Origin of the sequence: Wolbachia endosymbiont of Cruorifilaria tuberocauda (assembly GCF_013365475.1) — a bacterium.
Lineage (GTDB): Bacteria > Pseudomonadota > Alphaproteobacteria > Rickettsiales > Anaplasmataceae > Wolbachia.
On sequence record NZ_CP046579.1, the window covers coordinates 94,933 to 117,107 of the forward strand.

The following is a 22,175-nucleotide window of genomic DNA, read 5'->3' on the forward strand; positions in this document are numbered from 1 at the left end:
CATAACTATAATATCACATTAGCAAAGAATCTACAGCAGTTTTCTAGTTTCTGCAAACAAATATTAAGGAAGAGAAGAAAAGAGCTATATTTTGTCTATAGACTAGGAAATCGATAAGAAGTGATTATGTTAATTTTAGAATCTAAAAGTGAGTCATTGAGATATCTCTAATTTATTACTATAAGAATAGTTTACATTAAGGTAAATGGGTTAGTGGATTCTTTTCCAAAATTTTTCTAATAAATTACTCAGCTTCTCTACATTAATTATATAAATGGGAGAAAATTTAGAATCAGTAACAACACTTTATATCATTTTAATTTGTTTAAATTCTAATAAAGAAATAATATATCGAACTTAACTGCTATTTCAATATTAAGAAAAACTTATTACAATACTAATAAATTATTACAACATAGATCTTACCTTTACCTGAGCTAAATTCAAAAAAAACACCTCTCTTCTCTTCTTTATGTTAAAGAATTCTGCTGCTTGCGTGCCACTACTTTGATGGCTTGCAAGTAAACACATTGCTATTTTCTTCTGAAAGATTAGATAAGTCTTAGTATATTTCTATTACACATTAAGTTACTTTTTATACAACATTTACCATTACTCCGAAAGCTTTATCAAATTCTACACCCTATAAAGAAGCATATTTATGTACCACAATCCCTTCAGGATCTCTGTGCTGTAAAACAATGAAAATATAGCACACATTCTTTACACATAATGCCTTTTATCATCAAGTGCATAATCGAAATCAGCAAACTCTATTTCATCATTATAAGTCAGGTTCACTAGAATAAATGCTTATTTTATTACAATTTGATAATTTTTACAGAAACTCAGAAACTTAATTGTATGATCATTTTTACTCTAAGCTATTAATAATCAATGATATAACAAGAAACAAGTTTTGTTAAAAAAAGAGTCCAATCAAAAAGGTTAACATAATTTATCAAAAACATGAACAATAACTGATTTTTGATTAGCATTTTTCAATGCTCCTCTAAAAAAAACTTATAGGATCAACATCTACTATAACTGTAATATTTGAATTAAAGTTACAATCTCTAATCCAAGATTTAAGCTTCTTTTGCATAGACAAACAATGTCTGTTATACATCTTTAGTAAGATCCTATATCGATATCTCTTATTTAGAAAGTTTATTATTGCTGGTGACGGACCAAAAATTTCAAATTCCTGCTTTCCAAGCTCAGTTTTCATATTCTGAAATGGCAACACAGAAGGGACAGTAGCCAAACATTGATTATATAAAAGGCTCGTTATTTTGCTTGCTGCTTCTTGTGTCGCAATTTGATTTATACCACAAATTATAAGTGCTATCAATCTGCTAAACGGTGGCATTTTTGCTCTTTGCCTCAATTTAAGTTCGATTTCATAAAATAAGTTTCTTTTTTGATACTGCAAAGTTTTTATTATCAAACTTTCAGGGTTATTTGTCTGCACTATCACAGTTCCTTTTTCATTGAACCTACCAGATCTTCCTGCAACTTGATGCAATAACTGATACGTTTTTTCTGCCGCCCTCAGATCAGGGTTATCAAGACTTAAATCTGCATTTATTACTCCAACCAAAGTTAATTTGGGGAAATTATGTCCTTTAGCAATTATTTGTGTGCCAATTATAACATTCACTTCTTCTTTCAACACTAAATCAATAATGTTAGACTTTTGATCACTACTTATGACCACAGTTTTCACATTTGGTATTAACTTTACTGTCTCCTCAAGCAATTTTTCAACACCTACACCGTAAAGAGACAATGGCTGTCCATTCTTGCAATTAGGACATTTTTCTGGAAAAATCAATTGATAAGAGCAATGATGACATAAAAGAATATTCTTTTTCCTGTGGTATGTAAGCCAAACAGAGCAATTTAGACAGGAAATTTTATATCCACATTTTTTACAAACTGCAAGCTGAGCATATCCTCGACGATTTAGGAAAAGCATAACTTGGCAATTTTTCACTATAGCCTGTCTTATGCCTTCAAAAAGCTCATTGGAGATCCACTGCCTGTTCTTTCTCATATCTATCACTTTAATGAGAGGCAACCCTGCACTACCAAATCTCCTATTTAATCTTATATAATTGTAATTTCCACTCTTAACATGGTAAATAGTTTCAAGCAAAGGAGTAGCTGACGATAGAATTATCGGAATATTTTCAACTTTAGCTAAAACTATTGCCATATCTCGAGCATTATATACAATTCCTTGTTCCTGTTTAAAAGACGAATCATGTTCTTCATCAATAATGATCAATTTTAGATTTTTATAAGGCAAAAAAAGTGCCGACCTTGCCCCTATAATTATCTGCACATTTCCATTTGTTATATTGAGCCAATTATTCCAGCGAGTTTTTGGAGTGAGCTCTGAATGCCACTGAGCTAAACTTCTTGATATTTGATCCTGAATACGATTCACTAATTGTGAAGTCAAAACAATTTCAGGCAATAGGATCAAAACTTGTACATTTTCTTCTCTAGAAGTTATTCCAATATCCCCTAGTGCTGTTTCAGCATCAAGCGATGGAACACAACCTTTATTAAGTAACTGTTTGTCATGTTCATTTATAATTAATTTTCTTTTGCTACAGTGTTTGGCTGTCTGAGCAATATCATCTTCAGCAGAAAGAGCCCTTATATTACAATGTTTACATAATTGAACACTTGATACTAACTTTTTTTTCTGTATCCTAGTACCTGTACATAGTGATGGCAAAGTCTGAGTATCATTCTGAACAGTATGAGAAGCATTGTAATTTCCAATCAAATGCTCAATTACAGAAAGGTAGACTTCAGTTTTACCAGATCCAGTTTCACCATCAAGCAATGTTACTGAATACTTATTTAAGTTCTTTAGTATTATATCACTAGCAGTTTGTTGTTCAATACTCAATCGGCATTTTTTCTTACTTACTCCATGCTTTTGTTCAGCGCAAACTGACCTGTATATTTGGTTTACCCTTAATACTCCACCCATTATTGCCTTAGCGAGCATACCAATAGGTATCAAGTTGTATCGTGCAACCCACTCTGCAAACGCAATCAATTTTGGTCTAACACTTGGTAAATTGATCTTTTGTTCAATAAGTTTCAATTTGCGACTGTTTTCCATACCATATTTCCAAACTATACCGATTAAACGTTTCTTACTAAATGGCACTACTACATAGTCTCCAACCGAAATTTCAGTATTTTCCCCGATTTCATAGGAAAATAATTGGTCAATTGGAAGTGGCAGTAGTACATCAACTATTTTCACCATAGCAACTTAAGTTTAATCCAATTTTGAGAGCTTTTACTCAACTCTTGTTAGCAGAATAATTTAATCTTTGTATGTAAGCTTGCTCGCTCAACACAATAAACATGTGAAAACTCATATAAAAGTCAATAAAATTCTCTTTACTTTAGAAAAACTTTATGCAGAACAGAAAACTAAGCAAACTGTAAAAGTAGCTATTTGGAATAAATAATGGATTTATAAAGAAAACACTATGCAATGGAATCAGATGTACAAATGTAACTAATAAAAGGATCTTCCTCAGTCCTCTATCTTGAATTTTTCAACATTGCTTTCGCAAATAGCTAATCACTGCTAAAAATGAAAATCATGGTAGTAAAAGGTTACAGTTGTAGTATTGTGACTTTGCAAAGGGCATCTTAGTTAAGAGTAAGTTTTAAATAAAGAAGCATAGAAAACATACAAGTAAGAAGGCTATCTGTTATTCCAGTAGTTGCTCTTCTAACACAGAATTAGAGCAACTCTTTAATTTTTTCAATTAGTTTGATGTATAAAAAGAAGAATAAAAATAAATAATGGAGTACTTACTGACATCAAAATTACTATCAAAAGTCATATTCAATCTTAGGAAAATAACTAAAGATGTAGCTATTATATTATATTTACTATCCATCTCAATCAGAATACAGTAATAGTAGCATACAGAAGCTTACATGCAGTGGCAACTTTACTACAATAATATTTATAAGTTCAACTGAGATAATAAATTAGAACGAAGAATCAAGCACTCATAAACTACCAGTAAACAATAAAACAAAAAGCAATTCCACACGCAGAAAAATCTTCAAGAATTTATATTATATTGGTAAATGTATAATAGAACTAAGATCATTACCAAATGTTGTAAATATCACACTGCCTACAATAGATCGTATCTAAAATACTGATATCATAATAATCACAACAATTGTGCTACAGGAACTGTAAGCAGCGTTAGATAATACAGTCCTGTAAGTACAGCAAGATATTGCCGATAATAAACGTATTAATTATAGGAACAGTGCCTTATAAGGAGGTTCATTAACAAGTTAGATTCCAGTTTTTTTAATAATTATGCACTACTACTTATATAGGTTTCCATTTTCAAAGTAAGAAATGATTTCTAAAAATTTAGAGACAAGTTTAAATAGTGAATTGATGATTGTATCTAATTTCAATTTTAAATATGCGCAAGTAGAACATCTATTACTAACTTTAATCAAAGATATCGATGTAGATTATCTTTTATCAAGGCGTAACATTAGAGCTGATGAAGTTATTAATATAGACAGTATTCTACCAAAGTGTAACGCTAAAACTAATAGATGTGATAATAAAATAAAAGGTCTTTTACAAGAGACTCCTGAAGTAACATTCAACGAAGTTAAGCCTAGCTCACTATTCCAGTATATAATACATAGAGTAATAACAAAGGCTCATAAATTAGAAAAAGAAGAAATAAGTGTAGTAAATGTTTTAGTGAAGATTTTATCTGAGCAAAATTTATATATTCAGTATCTATCCAAGAAACAAAATATGAAGGGTTCTAATTTAGTTTATCACATATCTAACATGAGATGCTCAAGTGATATAGATAAATATACTACTAATCACAAAGAAAAATTTATTAATAGAAAAAATGGCACCTTTTCTGTAGTAAATAAAAGTGAATCATCAAAAGATGAGGAAATTCTGCAAAATTATTGCAAAAATTTAAATGATTATGCAAAAAGTAAAAAAATAGACTACGTCATCGGTCGTGGCTATGAATTAAATCGTACTATAGAAATCTTATTAAGACGAAGAAAAAATAACCCTCTGTATGTTGGAAATCCAGGTGTTGGTAAAACAACTATAGTTGAAGGTTTGGTACTAAAGATTATTGAAGGCAGTGTTCCAAACTTATTGAGTTCCAGTATAATTTATGCCTTAGATTTAGGTTCACTCCTTGCAGGAACAAGGTATAGAGGAGATTTCGAAGAGAGAATAAAATCTGTAATAAAAGCAATTGAAGCAAAACCAGGTGCTATTCTTTTCATTGATGAAATACACACTCTTATTGGAGCTGGCTCAACAAATAGTAGCTTCCTAGATGCTGGCAATTTGCTAAAACCTGCACTTGCAAGAGATACATTACGTTGCATAGGTGCAACTACATACAGAGAATATAGCAATAGCTTTGAAAAGGACAAGGCATTAGCAAGAAGGTTTCAAAAGATTAACGTAAAAGAATCTTCTGTTAATGAGACAATAAATATACTAAATGGTATAAAACACTACTATGAAGAGTATCACGGAGTACATTATACAAAATATGCTATTAAATTCGCAGCCGAGCTTTCACATAAATATATCAGTGGTTATGCATTACCTGATAAAGCAATTGATGTTATAGATGAGGCAGGAGCATATTGCAAATTACAAAAATACAGACGAAAAATTATAAATAGCAAAGACATTAAAAACACTATTACTAGAATTACAAATATACCTTGCGGATCTGAATCTAATGATATACAGAAAATCGAATCTTTAAAAAGGAACCTCGAAAAGGTAATTTTTGGTCAGAGCGAAGCGATAGAATCTCTTATTAACTCTATCAAGATTGCTAAATCTGGACTTAGAAATCATAATAAACCTTTAGCAAACTATCTTTTTGCAGGACCAACTGGTGTTGGTAAGACTGAACTTACAAAACAATTAGCAAAAAGTATGAATATGAACCTTGTAAGCTTTGATATGTCTGAATATAAAGAATCCTATTCAATATCTAGAATGATTGGTTCCCCTCCTGGGTATATAGGTTACGATCAAGGTGGATTGCTTACAGAAGCTGTGTCTAATAACAAATATAGTATAGTACTTTTTGACGAAATTGAGAAGGCTCACAGCGATATTTATAATATATTACTCCAAATTATGGATCACGGTTATATTACAGATACCTACGGACGTAAAGTTGATTTTACTAGCGTAATTTTAATTATGACAACTAATATGCTTGCATCTGAGTGCAATAAAAATTCCATCGGATTCGAACATCAAGATTTTAATGTTGCAGATAGCAAAAAAGCAATAGAGCAAGCTTTCAGCCCTGAATTTCGCAATCGTCTTGATGCAATTATTTCTTTCTCTTACTTACATATGGATGTAATCCTGGATATTGTAGATAAATTCATTCAAGAACTTAAGATACAATTAGCACAAAAGTGTATAAATTGTTTGGTAGAAGAAGAAGTAAAGCCTTACCTTGCACAAATTGGTTATAGCAAGAAAATGGGAGCTCGTTCAATAGAGAGGCTGATTGAAAAAGAGATAAAAAGCTATTTAGCTGAAGAAATACTAAATCGTCGGCTAATTAAAGGAAAAAAATTAAGAATTTATATGGATAAACAAAAAAATAAGATTGCTTTTGATATCATTTAAAACTCTTGTATTGAGTTTAGTTTTTGTTATAATTAAGCTGTAACCTGAGTCATAGTAACAATGAATAATAAAGTAAGGCAAATCTTAAGTTACTACGAGAGTGAAAATCCTGGAGTAAAAGCAAACCTCACTCGTATTCTCATGCATGGTAAGCTTGGTGGAACTGGCAGGCTAGTAATTCTCCCGGTAGATCAAGGGTTTGAACATGGACCAATAAAAAGTTTTGAAGTTAACCCTGACGCTTACAATCCACATTATCATTTTCAGCTTGCAGTTGATTCAGGAGTAAGTGCATACGCTGCACCGCTTGGTATGATCGAGGCTGGTATTTCAACTTATATAGGAATGCTTCCGCTTATTTTGAAACTTAACAGCTCCAACTCTTTGCATTCTAGAAGTCTATCTCCTGATCAGGCAATTACCGCTTCTGTGAAGGATGCACTGCGTTTAGGCTGTACAGCTATTGGTTTCACCATATATCCTGGTTCTGCTAAATGTTTTAACATGATAGAAGAAGCACGTGAAATCATAGCTGAAGCCAAATCTTGCGGGCTTGCAGTAGTACTATGGTCTTATCCACGTGGTGAAGGCCTTTCTAAGGAAGGAGAAACAGCAGTTGATATTATTTCTTATGCTGCACACGTGGCAGCTTTGCTAGGTGCCAACATAATAAAAGTAAAACTTCCCACTATGCATTTAGAAAAAGAAAAAATAAAAACTCAGAACATTGAATCTTTATCCAAAAGAATTGAATACGTCAGAAAATCTTGTTTTGAAGGGAAAAGAATAGTGATTTTCTCCGGTGGAGAATCGAAGTCAGTGAGTGATATATGCAACGAAGCAAAAGAAATTAAACAAGGTGGTGGCAATGGCTCAATCATTGGACGTAACTCTTTTCAAAGAAAAAGAGAGGAGGCATTGTCTATGCTAAAAGATATAATGGATATCTACGCATAAAAATTGGCTGGGTGGCAGAATGGTTTAATGCGGAGGACTGCAAATCCTTTTACACCGGTTCAATTCCGGTCCCGGCCTTCTTCATTTTTTTTATATTTCACAAAAATGATTCAATAGGTTTTTAGTGAGTAACTTACCTTAACATACCCAAGCTTGCCAATGACTTTATCTTGGAACTATCATGAGCTACACCACTGTTCCAATTAAAAAATTGTTTGCATAAAAACTTTGCTAAGATTTTACTTTAATAGTTTCAGTACTTTTACTATTCTACAATCAGTAATAACCACTTTGTTAACATCAAGAAAACAATTATATCAACACTGTCGAAAAACAACTACACTTAATTCCTAAAAGGGAAATTACATCTTTACTTTAATATAAACAAAAATCTCTTATATTATATTAAGCATTAAGCTAATGTTCTAAAAATGGGAATCATAGCCTGTTAAATTCATAGACCTCAATGTAAGAAATATCATTACTATATAATTAGCAAAGTTGCATAAAACGCTGATAACTTAGACTAAGTTTTGTAAACCTCTTACTATTGAAATAGTAAACATATAAATCAAGTATAAGATACCCAGACACGCATACACACAAAAGCTTTTTTTGAGATCAATTACATTCGAATACTCTTTCTTTACTAACTTCGTAATGACTTTTCAGAAGACCAAACTTATTAATAGAGACAGCAACAACTACAAGTTTTATATCTCTTATCTTAACTTAAAGCTAAGTTTATCTAGCAGACTTTCTGTACATAACAAGAATCTTTTTAGCTAAAAAATTAAACTTACCCTTGTTCTATTTTTCTTGATTATATTCTCTAAATAATTCAATATAACTAACCTGCTTAGCAGTTATATAAAAGCAAGAACAGAATATCAGCAATATGAATTGCATAAAAAACTTACCTATATCTACAAGAAAAATCAATAAGAAAGTCTTCTTTTAAAGTTGCAATTATACTTTTGTAGTATTCTATGGTAGAAAGTAAGTTGAATGGTATCATACAAAATGACACTACATAATTTATTGTTCTTGCTTCCATCTGAGATCGCTCACTCCTTGTCAATTATAATTTTGAAAAAGATGCCTTATAAGAACCCTACAGAACAATTACCAGAATCTCTAACGGTAAACTTCTTTGGCAATAAGCTCAGGAGCCCTGTAGGCCTTGCTGCAGGTTTTGACAAGAATGCAGAAGTTATAAAGTCCATGCTATCATTTGGTTTTGGCTTTATTGAAGCAGGTACCGTAACCAAACACCCTCAATATGGGAACAAAAAACCAAGAATCTTCCGATTAGTTCAAGATGAAGGAATAATTAACAGATTGGGATTCAATAATAAAGGAATAGATTACTTTCTCAAACAAATAAACAAAATTAGGTTAGATAATTGCATCTTTGGCATCAATATAGGAAAAAACAGTACATCCAAGAGCCAGATTAGTGATTATGTTGACTTAATAAAGATGGTACATGGGAAAGGCAACTATACAGTGCTGAACATTTCATCTCCAAATACACCTAATTTGCGCAATTTGCACAACAAACAAGAATTGTCTGAATTGCTAAAATCCGTGATTTTAACTAAGGAATCAATTGATAGTTATAAATCTACACCTATAATGCTAAAAATCTCACCAGATATAGATCAAAAAACAAAAGAAAACATTGTTGAGCTCGCATTGGAACATAAAATTGATGGTTTAGTAATAAGCAACACTACAGTCAGTAGAAGCAATCTGCACTTTTATCATAATGAAAGTGGTGGACTGAGTGGTAAGCCATTATTCAAACTCTCAACTGAGCTATTGAGTGATATATATAAACTTACTAAAGGGAAAATGCTGTTGATAGGATGTGGAGGAATCTCAAGCGGTATTGATGCATACAAAAAAATAAAGGCTGGAGCATCACTGATACAATTATATACCGCTCTCATATACCATGGACCTCAGGTAGTGAATAAAATCAATCTAGAACTTGCAGAGCTAATAAGAAAAGACGGATTGAGTAACATCAGTGAGGCAGTTGGCTGTGACTATTAGTCTAAGCAACTTTATTTTAATAGATTAAAAATAATTTTTTGCTATAAAAATATGGCAGGAGGTGTTACCTTTTAAGGTGAAAAACATGCAAAATCTAAACGATACTATATCTCAAATTATCAATTATAGGTTCAAAAATGATGCTATATTAGAAGAAGCATTAACTCATCCAAGCTTAAATAAAAGAAATAGCAAAAATCAAATTGAAAACTATGAAAGGCTAGAATTTTTGGGTGATAGTATTTTAAACATGGTTGTATCCACTATACTGTTTAAGCTTTTTCCTGAAGAAAAAGAAGGAAGCTTAGCAAAAAGAAAAACTGATTTAGTTTGTGGCAGTACTATTGCTAACGTTGCTAAAGTAATAAAACTTGGTGACTTCATTATTATGAATAATAGTGAGCGCTGTAACGGAGGAAAGTGTAACTTAAAAAACTTAGAAAACGCACTTGAAGCACTGATAGGTGCTATTTATATTGACGGAGGATTTAAAAACGTTGAAAGGTTTGTTCTCCAATATTGGGAGAAATTAGCTAAATACATGCAAAATCCTCCTCAAGATCCTAAAACTTCACTACAAGAATGGACACAGAAGAATAAGTTGCCTTTACCAGAATATGAGCTTGCAAAGCAAGATGGACCTGCACACAGCCCTAAATTTACTATATCAGTTTGCATAGAAAACTATGGCAGAGTTTCTGCATGTGCTTCTAGCAAAAAGGTTGCTGAACAAAAGGCAGCTGAGTTAATGCTAGAAAAAGTCAACAACAGTAGTAAAATTACCCAAACTTATAAAGAAGTTAAAAACAAAAACTTTCCAACCAAAAAATAAGATATTTTGTTGCTTCAAATGAATACACATAGTTAGCTAAGTGTGACTCTTACGGGATTTGAACCCGTGTTACCACCGTGAAAGGGTGATGTCCTAACCACTAGACGAAAGAGTCAATATAAATTAACTAGGGTACATTGATTATTTGCACAAAGTCAATTCAATTATTTCATGGCAAAATTAGAAAGAGACTTCTTACGTAGCTCAAGTCGATTTTGTTATATAGCAAAGAAAGGCTACAGCTGAAGATTATAAGCAATCTATAAAAAATTTGTTCTTTTGTAATCAATTTTATCAAATTCAAGATAAGAAAAGTAAATTTTTATTTATATACATTACATACATTAGTAGATTTAATTTTATTAAAATAAAAACAGTTGATTATAAGTATCTAAATTTAGAAATAAACAATGTATTATCTAATTCTAGAACATTTAAAAACTATCATTATATTTATACTTAATTATCAAATTTTTATACTATTTTTCATTGAGAAAATAGCTTAAGCATACCGTTAACTTAATTACTTATTCATTTCGGTAATCTAGGTTATCTTGATTACATTTCTAACTGTAACTATAAACTTATAGACTATTTACCACACTGTTGTTATAATTAGTCCTCGCTAAAATTGAATATTAATGAACGAATTAAGAAAACTAAGCATCACAGAGATGCGTCATGGACTCAACAGAAAAGATTTTTCAGCTACTGAACTTGCAGAGGTACATATTAGTGCAGTTGAAGATGAAAAATTAAATGCATTTGTAACAAAAACTCCAGAAATAGCAATAAAAGCTGCTAAAGCAGCAGATGAATATTTCTCAAAACAAAAAGGTAACATGGTCCCACCACTCATGGGTATACCAGTTGGTGTAAAAGACTTATTTTGCACAAAAGGAATAAAAACAACAGCATGTTCAAAAATGCTAGAAAACTTCGTTCCAACTTATGAATCTACGGTATCAGAATTGCTTCTCAAAAGCGGGGCAGCATTGCTCGGTAAGCTTAACATGGATGAATTTGGTATGGGATCTGCAAATACCAATAGTTGGTTTGGTCCTGTCGAAAACGTTTGGACTAGGAAAAGTGATGGGGAAAAGGTTGTACCTGGTGGATCATCTGGTGGGTGTGCATCAGCAGTTGCTGGATTCTTGTGCGCTGGAGCACTTGGAAGTGACACAGGAGGATCTGTACGTCAACCAGCAGCCTACTGTGGGGTAGTTGGGATAAAACCAACTTACGGGAGATGTTCACGTTTTGGCATGATTGCGTTTGCAAGTTCTATGGATCAAGCAGGAGTCATTACGCGTTCTGTCTCTGATTCAGCATTAATGCTAGAAGTAATTTGTGGTTATGACAATAAAGACTCAACTTCAAGCGAAAGACTAGTACCAAAGTTTTCTAGCCTTATAAGTGGTAATATTAAAGGTAAGCGCATTGGTATACCAAAAGAGTATAGAATGGATGGAATTTCAGAAGAAATAGTTCATTATTGGGAAAAAGTTTCTTTAAATCTAAAAGAAATTGGTGCTGAAGTTGTTGATATTACTTTACCGCACACTAAATATACAATACCAGTCTACTATTTAATTTGCTTTGCAGAGGCTTCATCTAACCTTGCTCGTTATGATGGCGTACGTTATGGATTTAGGGCTGATGCTGATACTCTTGAAGAAATGTATTCATTAACAAGAGCAGAAGGCTTTGGAAAAGAAGTGAAAAGAAGGATCTTAATCGGTGCTTATGCACTTTCTTCAGATCATTATAATGAATGTTACGAGAAAGCGCAACGTATCAGGGCATTAATTAGGAATGATTTCATAAAAGCATTTAAGAAAGTAGACTACATACTTGTTCCATCCGCTCCGACAGAAGCTTTCGGCTTAAATGAAAAGCTAGATCCGCTAATTATGTGTATTAATGATGTCTTTACCGTGCCAGCAAGTCTAGCTGGCTTACCTGCTATCTCCATTCCTGTTGGACTTTCTAATGAGGGTTTACCACTCGCTTTACAGGTCATTGGAAATTATTATGATGAAGCTGGAATATTGAATGTAGCAAAAGTAATTGAGCAAAATTGTGGTAGAATAATTGAGCTACGCAGCTCAGTTTAATACAAACTTACTTATCAAGTAACAAATTATGTATACAATGTTACACTATAAGTTTTTAACTAAAAAGTGACAAGCTTGACAAAAAATAATGATATTATTAGTGGAACATAAAATAGTCCAACTGTGGTACTGATGAGAAGTAACAAAGTAGCTCTATCTGGCTGGTAATTTAAAATATTAGCAAGTATTACACTAGATCCAGAAACTGGAATGATAGCTAGTAACATCAATGCTTTATATATACTTTCATCGTATATACCTATAATATGTTTATCTATCAAAACAATCCCCAAAACAAACAATGGCCAGAATACATACTTTGCTGTAATAGTAGTTAAAGCAAGCTTCCAATCTATTTTAAAGTTTGTAATTTGTGCAATACTCACTCCAAGAAGAACCATTCCTAATGTAATGAATGTACTTCTAACATTCATCATAACATCCGTCAAAAAAGTAGGTATTTGTATATTACATATACTTAAAAAGAAACCTAAAACCATTGCATAAGATGAAGGAAGCCTAAATAATCTTAACATGCACTCTCTTGCTGTATATATACCATTTGCAGCTATATAAAATCCTAAGCTATTTTCAAACAGTGCCATTCCTATATAACAGACAACATATACAGATACTGAGTCCTCATCAAACAAAGTCATAGCAATCGGAAGCCCAAAATATCCCATACTTGTACTACCTGAGCTAAATGCTAATATGTTTTTCGTGTTATCCTTGAATAGAAAAGAAGAAAGATAATAAACCGACAAGGACATAGTGCTACCTATAAACCATATCAAAACTGGTAAAGAAATTACTTTTAAGTTAACCTCTGTATGAGATACTCCATACAAAATCACTATTGGATTAGCTATATAAAAAAGTATTTGAGATATAGTATTTTTATCAATCTTGAGGCATTTTCCTGCTAAACAACCAATAAGTATTGTAATATAAATAGGCAATATTTTGAGAAAAAGCGTAAAAAACATATTAGCCTAAACTACAATCCTTCTTGATATTTTTAACTGACAAAGTGACATTAGATCTTAAGATATTACAAAAGTAAATAAAATTTATTTTCCAGTTTACCTAGCTTAGAGTGAACTAAAAAATCTTCTTGCATACCTTTTTATAGCGATAGACTTACTAAAAAAGCAAAGTTTATTCCAACTTAACTTTGCTATGTACTTTCAATGATATAAGACAGAAAATTTATAAAAAGCAACTATTCTATAAAATAAAAAGAATTTATGCTTACACATTTTAGTAATAAACAATTTGATAAAAACTGTTATACTCGCCCAAAAATAAGAGATGCGTTAGTACCACCGAAGCCAAATGAATTAGAGAGAACATACTTAACTTTGTGTTCTTGAGCTTTAAACGGTACAAAATTCAAATCACATCCATCAGAAGGTTTATGCAAATTTAAAGTTGGGGGGATAATTCCATTATTTAATACAAGAATGCTAAATATTGCTTCAACACTCCCTGCAGCACCAAGTAAGTGTCCTATAGAAGACTTAGTAGAAGAAACCGGTACTTTATAAGCATGCTTGCCAAATAACTGTTTTATTGCCATTACCTCAACTTTATCTCCGAGCAGTGTTGAAGTGCCATGTGCATTGATATACCCAATTTTGGTTGGACTAATTTGTGCATTCTTTAAAGCAATTTGCATTGCCTGAAATGCCCCCCTTCCCTCTGAATGTGGAGCTGTAATATGATATGCATCACCTGTTAGACCATACCCAACTAGTTCAGCATATGCTTTTGCATTCCTTCTCTTTGCATGTTCATATTCTTCTAAAACTAATATTCCTGCTCCTTCACCCATAATGAATCCGTCACGTTCTTCATCCCATGGTCTTGAAGCTTCTTCAGGCTTGTCATTAAACTTAGTTGATAGTGCTCTCATAGATGCAAAACCAGCAACTCCAACCCTACAAAGGGCACTTTCTGATCCACCAGCAATCATCACATCTGCCTCACCAAGCTTTATAGTTCTTGCTGAGTTTACTATTGCATGCGCACCTGTTGCACATGCAGTTACTGCTGAATCATTTGGTCCCATAAACCCATACTTAATAGAAATATGACCAGATATCAAATTTATCAGACTTCCAGGAACAAAAAATGGACTAACACGTCTTGGTCCCTTTACATGCATAGTAAGCACGTTTTCTTGAATTGATGGAAGGCCTCCTATACCAGATCCAACAGCAACACCAATACGTTCCAGATTAACATTTTGATTCTCCAAAAGAAGTGAATCATCTACTGCCTGAATGGCAGCAGCAATACCATAATGAATAAAGCGATCCTTATTTTTTAAATCTTTTTTAGAAACATCATCCAGTGAACTGAAGCAATTTTCAATGTCATCGTACTGTAAAGGAACTTGCCCTGCAATTTTGCAAGCAAGATCAGAAACATCAAATCTGCTGATTCCTTTTATACCAGACTCACTACCTATTAACTTAATCCAAGTATTTTTAACATCTGTCGCTAGTGGAGTAATTAGGCCAATACCAGTAACTATTACTCTCCTATTCATTTATCATTAACTATTTGCTTTTTTACTATATACTCAACTATTTGCTTCATAGTTTCCATTTTTTGTGCATCTTCATCTGGAATTTCTATCCCAAACTCTTCTTCTGCTGCCATAATTATCTCAACTGCATCTAAACTATCTGCTCCGTGTTCTGAAAGCTTTGAAGAGCTGTTAAACTTTTCTACATCTTTACTAATGTGCTCCAACACAATCTTTTTTACTTTTTTTTCTATATCTTCTCTAGTACTTTTTGCTAATTCACTATCCATTTTCTATCAAAAAAACCTATTCTTTGATGTTATAAAAAATCTCTATGTTTGCAATACCTTTTATGGTTGATAAACTATCACAAAGCTTTTTACTCTTACAACTAAGATATACTTCACACTATACACTTTATTAACAAATTTAAAAATGTTATATAAAACAATAAAAAATTTGCTTATTGCAGAAATAAACAAAATTTTACCTGAAGACAGTCAAAATAAGCTCATATCAGCAATGCGCTATGTACTTTTCGCTCCTGCAAAATATATACGTTCATTTTTAATTATAGCATCATCACGAGTATTCGATGTAGAAGTAGAGAAAATAATATCAATTGCTGTGGCAGTTGAGTGTATTCACAACTACTCTCTAATCCATGATGATTTACCATGTATGGACAACAGTGATACTCGTAGAAACCAGCTAAGCTGTCATAAGAAATTTGATGAAGCAACAGCAGTACTTGCCGGGAATGCTCTTCTCACGCTTGCTTTCGAAATAATATCATCACTAGATGAGAACAGTGACAAACGCTGTGAAATTATAAAAGTACTCTCTCAGGCTATAGGAATCAAAGGAATGGTAGGAGGACAAGCTCTAGATATCGATAAAGACTTTGGCAAAGTAAAAAAAGTTCATTTAATGAAAACTGCAAAATTGCTTGCAGTTTCATGTGAAATAGGTGCTATAGTGGGGGGTGCAACAGATAAGCAACGTAGAGTATTATATAACTACGGAATAAATTTAGGGCTTATTTTCCAAGCTAAGGATGATATTGAAGACTATAAACAAGACAAGGCAAACAATTTAATGTCTTTACTTGATAAAAGAAAAGTAGAAGATTATATAGACCATCTCTTTAAGCAAGCTTTGAATAAGCTAAGTAAACTTTCAGGAGACACTAATTACTTATACGACTTATTAAATCAAGTAAAAAAATGATTAGAAAGATTATATTACAGTTACTTATTTCTGTAGTAATAATTTTCACTCTAACTTCCTCTTTTATATTTATAATAGTACACATAAATAAAGGTAATCCAGAAAAAAATATTAAGCTTTACGAAATAAATACTGCACACGATGGCTTAATACAAACAATAGCACACTACTTAATAAAACCAATCCTCGAATCAGCACTTGACAGTTATATTAAAAAACATGGGATAATAGAATATTTAGAAGAAGTAACACAGCAAAAAAGAGAGGAAAATATGATAAATTTTTATGAGATTACAGAAGGAAATGGTAATAAAGCCCTGTGTGGTCAAGAAGTTCTATTACAAGTGTATAAAATACCTAACAATTTAGGAACACCGATTTTGAATCAAATTTATGATATCACTTTAAAAATAGGCCAAAACAACTGGAAAGAGTTAAGTTTGGGAGCAATAGGCATGAAGGAGGGTGGAGAACGTGTAGTTACTATAAATAGTACAACTAACAATAACGAAATGAGCTCTAGTTCTTATTATGTCAAACTACTTGAAGTAAAAGATAGATATCCAGATCCAGTAAATAATATGATGATTTTTGATGACTTAATTAATAAAACTGGAAAGCAAGTAAAGTGCGGTGATGAAATATCTATTAAATATAGTGTAATGGAATATAACGGTGAATATATAACTAAAAATCAAATAGTACAGTTCAAGGTTGGTGATAAAAAAGTACCACTTGCCATAGAGCTTGGGGTTCTAGGGATGAGGGTTGATAATAAAAGAACTATTATTTCTCCACCGGAACTTTTGAATATTACTGATAGCATGTTAGTCGAAGGTGTAAGTTTTAATAAAGAGTATGTGTCAATAATTAACTTAAGCCTAGATGCTAATCTAGCATAAATCAAAGTTCAAAAACAAGATACAGGTACCTTAGAACAGTGCTTGGTAACTAAAAAAAATAATTAGAGTACATATAGAAGTAATAACCGGTGGCAAAATTAGGGAAATAGGTACCCTCCTTTTAATAAAAAGACTTTTGGAAGGCTTTGAGAAAAAAGCATTGTAAATTATTGGCAAAAAGTACATAGCATTGAGTAAAGTGCTTGCAGTCAAAAGAAAAGTAACAAATACAGTGAGTAATATATCACTAGAGTTAAAAACAGATTGAAGGATGAGGAATTTACTCCAAAAGGTTGGAGCAGGTGGCACTCCTATCATAGATAATACACCTATAGCAAATGCTACCATAGCAATTGGCATACTTTGCCCTATACCATGAATCCTATCTACATATTTTTCACCTGTCTCCGTTGTTATGATACCTGCAACAAAAAACAAAGTGATTTTTGCAAACGCATGACAAACTAACTGGAAAATTGCAATCTTTACACTAATGTCACTAAGAATTGAAGCAGAAAGCGTAATATACGCTAATTGAGAAATGGTAGAGTATGCGAGCAATTTTTTTAACTCCTTTTGCTTGAGTGCGATCAGTGAAGCAACAATAATAGTGAACCCAGCAACATACGGTAGCCACCCTCCAGTAAACCAATTTCTCTGTATAAAGCATTGCAGATTATCAATACCAAAAATGCACAATATAGCTTTTATTATGATAAAAACTCCTGACTTTACAACAGCAACAGCATGTAACAGTGCACTTACAGGAGCAGGTGCAACCATTGCTTTAGGTAACCAAAAATGTATTGGCATTAATGCAGCTTTACCTACCCCATAAATCAGCATAGCAAAGCATATTGCAGTAAAAGTGATGAGTGATGTATCAAATCTAAATATTCCATCTCCTACAAAGTCTAAAGTGTGAAATTCACTGTATAATAAGCCAAGAACTGGGAAAAATAGCACTAAAGAAGAAAAAAATAGCACACCAAAATAATATCGTCCAGCTATTATTGAGTCATTTGTCATATCATATGTAATGAGAGGGTATGTGCTAATAGTTAGAAGTTCGTAGAAAATGAATGTAGTAAGTAAATCTCCAGAAAAAGCAATAAACATTGTACAGCTAATTGATACTGAAAGAAAACATAAGAAACTTGAGTGATTACTGCAAGAATAGTTCTTCTTCATATAAGATACTGCATACATGCTAGTTAATATCCATAAAAATGATATTAATAGACTAAATACTATTCCTGTAGAATCTAGTTTTAAACTAACATGCAAATTATTACCAAAATCTATAAGGATAAATTGGGAATGGTCACTACATGCCCAATATGAAGCACACAGACACGTATAGGTAAATAACAGCACAGAAGAAGAAACAGTAATGCTGTTGCTTACTCTAGGATATCTGGCAGTAAAGAATGTAATCACTCCACCAAGCAGAGGAATTAATGCAGTAATTAACAAATAATCTTCAGTAATAAAAAGTGGTAAGGAAAAAGGTATTAAAATATAGTCCACTAAATAGTTCATCTTTTTATTTAAGAAAAGCCTGAATTGTACTCAAATTGCAATGAAAGTGCCACTTTTTTAGTAAGTTAGTTTATGCATTACAACCGAGCACATGAGTTTTTCTAATTTGCTCACACATATAATGTGATACATGATTCGATTGAAATAATATACTACTAAACATCAACTTTCTTCAATAGCTTCTACTGCCTGTCTTAATTTTTCCATCCAGCTTTCAGCTACAATAGTAGACTTTTGTTTAATTTACATTTTATTATTATAAATAACTACTCAGCGACTTTGACATTTTCTTTTTCAGCAAAAGAAATGTCTCCCAAAACGTCTCCTCACTATAAGATCTTTGATTCCCCCGCAACAGCATATTTTACTTTTTGAGTGAGTATCTATTTGATTATTATATTAACTTTGAATAATAACCACACTTTCCTTATCACTTACACTACTATTTTTCCTTCCATCTTTTTAGCGTAATCCTCAAAAAGCTTTTGGTTATCATGAATCATACATCAATGAGAAAAGTGATGGGTACAGATGAATTTTTTGCTTAGTAATAATCTTTATGTGTGTGTTCTCTTGTTGAGAGAGAGCTCATTACATGATGTTTTGAAACATTAGTCTTGTCTTACGCTTTAAAAGATGATATATCCTTAATATCTTGTTTTTTATTCCCACCATAATAACATATACTATCACCTGACTTCCTTTCTTAGTAGGAAATATAGTAACAACTATTTTTCAGACAACGATCTGAAAGATTTTATTATATAAATGCTCATATCAAATTTATACTAATAAACTCTTATATCTCTTAAAATTAGGAAACTAGTATTCCTCACCATTTTAATACTCTATCCATAGTATTTACATCTTTAAACTTGATTTATTGCATCCTTTTTAACACACACTTAGCCTATTTTTTTAAGCCACTTCTTTCCCATACTTATTAACTTAAAAGTTCTGCTAATTCTTCTTATATATTATCGTTAACCAGCATAAAGATTCTTGACAACTGACTTTGATTGAGCAAATTTATTAACCTAGCTTTGTTATTTTCGATCCTTTTATATTATAGAGTACTGCAGTCTATTCTAAATTCTAAAATGCAGAAATACTGCTACTTGCTTTTAAAACAAAGCTAAGCAACTTTTTACTATTTCTACAGCACTTAGATATCCTATACTATAAATAATACAACGTTAACCTCCATTTCTACGGAAAGTACAAACTTTAGCATTTTTCTCCATCTTCCTAGCATTTATATCCTCGAAGCCTTGCTATACTACCTATTAATCACTACATTTTTTAAACTATGCCTTTATTTCATAACCTTCAGGAATCAAACATAAAGGATAGCATTAATGTTTAAACACTTACTATAATATTCTCAAAGCTGATAGAAAGAAAAACAGAAAACAGCACAGCTAAAGACTCAAGAAGAAATAAGTCCAGAAAATTACGTCATTTCACTAACCCAGTTACTTTTCTCATGGCTTAAAGTGTTATTCAATATTGCATGTCTTATCGATTTCATTAGTTCATTCATAAAGAAAACATTATGAATGGTGATAAGAGTGTAGGCTAGCAACTCTTTAACCTTTAACAAATGATGTATATAAGCCCTTGAATGCTTTCTACAGGTAAAACATAAACAGTCACTTTCAATTGGAGTGTTATCTAGTTTAAATTGCAGATTTCGCAAACTAATATATTCTTTACACCTCGAAGTAATAGAGTTTCTATTCTTCACTTTAATAAGTGCAGAACCATGTCTTGCTAAACGAGTCGGATATACACAGTCAAATGTATCAATTCCAAGCTCTACTGCACGAAAGATATCTACAATTCCACCAATGCCAAGCAAATGAGTGGGCCTTATTTTTTTTAAATACTCCATAGTAAAAGAGACTACATCATACATCTGATTTTTGTTCTGACCAAGCGATCCACCTATTGCTTGACCAAAAAATGGCAAATTATTGATAAAGTTGCAACTTTCCCTACGCAAATCCTGATATACCCCACCTTGGCTAATCCCATACATGACTTGTTTACCATTATCATTTTTCCAAAACTCATTCAGAGAGCGTTCAGCCCATCTCTGGCTCATAAGCATTGACTTTTGTGTATACTCCCTGCTGACATGAAATGGAGTACACTCATCTAAAACTAAGATTAAATCTGCACCTAACTTTCTCTGAACTTGTACAGATTTTTCAGGAGTGAGATAATAACTCTTGCCATTAATATAAGAGCGAAAAATTGCTCCATCCTCATTAATTTTGACTAGAGTTTTTTGTTTCTTTTTTATCCCTTTTATTTCCTCTGAAACTGAACCATGTCCCAAACTAAATATCTGGTATCCACCAGAATCAGTTAGCATTGGTCCATTCCACCCTATCATCTTGTGCAACCCACCAAGTTTTTCTACAGTATCTTCCCCCGGTTGGAGCATTAAGTGATAGGTATTAGAGAGTATTACTTGAGTGCCAGCTTCACTCACTCTCTCAATATCTGCAACTTTAATTGCAGCTTTTGTTGCGCAAAATATAAATGCCGGAGTTTCTATATTCCCATTTGGGGTTTCAATAGTGCCAACTCTCGCAGAACCAGACTGCTTAGTTATTTTAAATAAAAACTCTTTTCTCACCTTATATTTGTGAGCACCCCTATAATATCTGCTACCTTTTGAGGAGTAAGATTTTCGTAAAAATCATTATTGATCTGCACAACTGGAGCACTAATGCAGGCACCAAGACATTCAACTTCTTTTAAAGTAAACAAATTGTCTTCAGTAGTCTCATTTACATCAATTCCTAGTTTCCTCTTAAAAGTATTTAGAACCTCCTCACTACTGCATAACCAACAAGGAGTTGTTCTGCAAACTTGTACTAGATATTTACCAACAGGTTTTAGATTATACATAGTATAAAAGTTTGCTACCTCATACACGCGAATGTGTGGAATGCAAAGCATATCAGCAACGTAGCGCATTGCAGATTTAGAAATCCATCCGCATTGTTCTTGAACGAGGTATAGCAAAGACATAACAGCACTTCCTTCTCTACCTTTTGGATACATTTTTATAAATTTCCTTGCTTTCTTGAAATTCTCTGACGTAAAACTAAATTGATTTTCTTCTTCCTTCATTTATAGTGTTCAAATTCCATTAAATTATACTGGAACAGTCAACGATTGCAATTAGACTTCTTGTATAATTTGAAAAAAGTAGCTTTATTAAAATAGCAAAGTATTTCATAAT

General features: G+C 32.3%; 14 protein-coding genes and 2 tRNA genes. 8 read left to right on the forward strand and 8 right to left on the reverse strand.

Going from position 1 to position 22,175, the window contains the following annotated elements:
* Window positions 1-1,012: 1,012 nt before the first annotated feature.
* A complete protein-coding gene (gene priA, locus GOY13_RS00330; RefSeq protein WP_175813886.1) occupies window positions 1,013-3,298 on the reverse strand; it encodes a replication restart helicase PriA in 2,286 nt (761 codons plus the stop codon).
* A 1,131-nt stretch (window positions 3,299-4,429) separates the two neighbouring features.
* On the opposite strand from priA, the gene GOY13_RS00335 reads away from it, so the two are divergent.
* The 5 genes from GOY13_RS00335 to rnc all read left to right on the forward strand — a co-directional run bounded on the left by GOY13_RS00335 (window position 4,430) and on the right by rnc (window position 10,589).
* Window positions 4,430-6,739 carry an AAA family ATPase gene (locus GOY13_RS00335; RefSeq protein WP_175813887.1) on the forward strand — a complete coding sequence of 770 codons (2,310 nt, stop codon included), beginning with the start codon at window positions 4,430-4,432 and terminating at the stop codon, window positions 6,737-6,739.
* Between the two features lie 60 nt (window positions 6,740-6,799).
* Complete coding sequence (locus GOY13_RS00340) at window positions 6,800-7,696, forward strand: class I fructose-bisphosphate aldolase (RefSeq protein ID WP_175813888.1); 897 nt, start codon at window positions 6,800-6,802, stop codon at window positions 7,694-7,696.
* A gap of 5 nt (window positions 7,697-7,701) precedes the next feature.
* Window positions 7,702-7,774: transfer RNA gene (locus GOY13_RS00345), tRNA-Cys, on the forward strand.
* 945 nt (window positions 7,775-8,719) lie between these two features.
* On the forward strand, window positions 8,720-9,757 hold the full coding sequence (locus GOY13_RS00350; RefSeq protein WP_175813889.1) for a quinone-dependent dihydroorotate dehydrogenase: 1,038 nt from the start codon (window positions 8,720-8,722) through the stop codon (window positions 9,755-9,757).
* Between the two features lie 85 nt (window positions 9,758-9,842).
* The gene (gene rnc / locus GOY13_RS00355; protein ID WP_175813890.1) at window positions 9,843-10,589 is read left to right on the forward strand and encodes a ribonuclease III; all 747 of its coding nucleotides are present in this window, start codon (window positions 9,843-9,845) and stop codon (window positions 10,587-10,589) included.
* 43 nt (window positions 10,590-10,632) lie between these two features.
* Here rnc and GOY13_RS00360 read toward each other — a convergent pair.
* A tRNA-Glu gene (locus tag GOY13_RS00360) sits at window positions 10,633-10,704 on the reverse strand.
* Between the two features lie 526 nt (window positions 10,705-11,230).
* Here GOY13_RS00360 and gatA point away from each other — a divergent pair.
* Window positions 11,231-12,706 (forward strand): Asp-tRNA(Asn)/Glu-tRNA(Gln) amidotransferase subunit GatA, encoded by a 1,476-nt coding sequence (gene gatA / locus GOY13_RS00365; RefSeq protein WP_175813891.1) that lies wholly within the window; start codon window positions 11,231-11,233, stop codon window positions 12,704-12,706.
* Between the two features lie 59 nt (window positions 12,707-12,765).
* On the opposite strand, the gene GOY13_RS00370 is transcribed toward gatA, so the two are convergent.
* The 3 genes from GOY13_RS00370 to acpP all read right to left on the reverse strand — a co-directional run bounded on the left by GOY13_RS00370 (window position 12,766) and on the right by acpP (window position 15,532).
* Window positions 12,766-13,695, reverse strand: a complete 930-nt coding sequence (locus tag GOY13_RS00370; protein ID WP_175813892.1) for an AEC family transporter — start codon at window positions 13,693-13,695, stop codon at window positions 12,766-12,768.
* Window positions 13,696-13,997: 302 nt separating this feature from the next.
* Window positions 13,998-15,263, reverse strand: coding sequence for a beta-ketoacyl-ACP synthase II (fabF, locus tag GOY13_RS00375; protein ID WP_175813893.1), 1,266 nt, complete (start codon window positions 15,261-15,263; stop codon window positions 13,998-14,000).
* On the reverse strand, window positions 15,260-15,532 hold the full coding sequence (gene acpP / locus GOY13_RS00380; protein WP_175813894.1) for an acyl carrier protein: 273 nt from the start codon (window positions 15,530-15,532) through the stop codon (window positions 15,260-15,262). Before acpP ends, fabF begins: the two co-directional genes overlap by 4 nt.
* 145 nt (window positions 15,533-15,677) lie before the next feature.
* On the opposite strand from acpP, the gene GOY13_RS00385 reads away from it, so the two are divergent.
* Together GOY13_RS00385 and GOY13_RS00390 are read left to right on the forward strand one after the other, a co-directional pair.
* Window positions 15,678-16,472 (forward strand): polyprenyl synthetase family protein, encoded by a 795-nt coding sequence (locus GOY13_RS00385; protein WP_175813895.1) that lies wholly within the window; start codon window positions 15,678-15,680, stop codon window positions 16,470-16,472.
* A complete protein-coding gene (locus GOY13_RS00390) occupies window positions 16,469-17,374 on the forward strand; it encodes an FKBP-type peptidyl-prolyl cis-trans isomerase (protein ID WP_175813896.1) in 906 nt (301 codons plus the stop codon). Before GOY13_RS00385 ends, GOY13_RS00390 begins: the two co-directional genes overlap by 4 nt.
* 30 nt (window positions 17,375-17,404) lie before the next feature.
* Here GOY13_RS00390 and GOY13_RS00395 read toward each other — a convergent pair whose 3' ends face one another.
* The 3 genes from GOY13_RS00395 to nuoE form a co-directional block, all read right to left on the reverse strand.
* Window positions 17,405-18,904: a proton-conducting transporter transmembrane domain-containing protein gene (locus tag GOY13_RS00395; RefSeq protein WP_175813897.1), complete on the reverse strand. Its 1,500-nt coding sequence runs from the start codon at window positions 18,902-18,904 to the stop codon at window positions 17,405-17,407.
* A 1,465-nt stretch (window positions 18,905-20,369) separates the two neighbouring features.
* On the reverse strand, window positions 20,370-21,563 hold the full coding sequence (gene tgt / locus GOY13_RS00400) for a tRNA guanosine(34) transglycosylase Tgt (protein ID WP_175813898.1): 1,194 nt from the start codon (window positions 21,561-21,563) through the stop codon (window positions 20,370-20,372).
* Window positions 21,560-22,063, reverse strand: a complete 504-nt coding sequence (nuoE, locus tag GOY13_RS00405; RefSeq protein ID WP_175813899.1) for an NADH-quinone oxidoreductase subunit NuoE — start codon at window positions 22,061-22,063, stop codon at window positions 21,560-21,562. Before nuoE ends, tgt begins: the two co-directional genes overlap by 4 nt.
* Window positions 22,064-22,175: the final 112 nt, after the last annotated feature.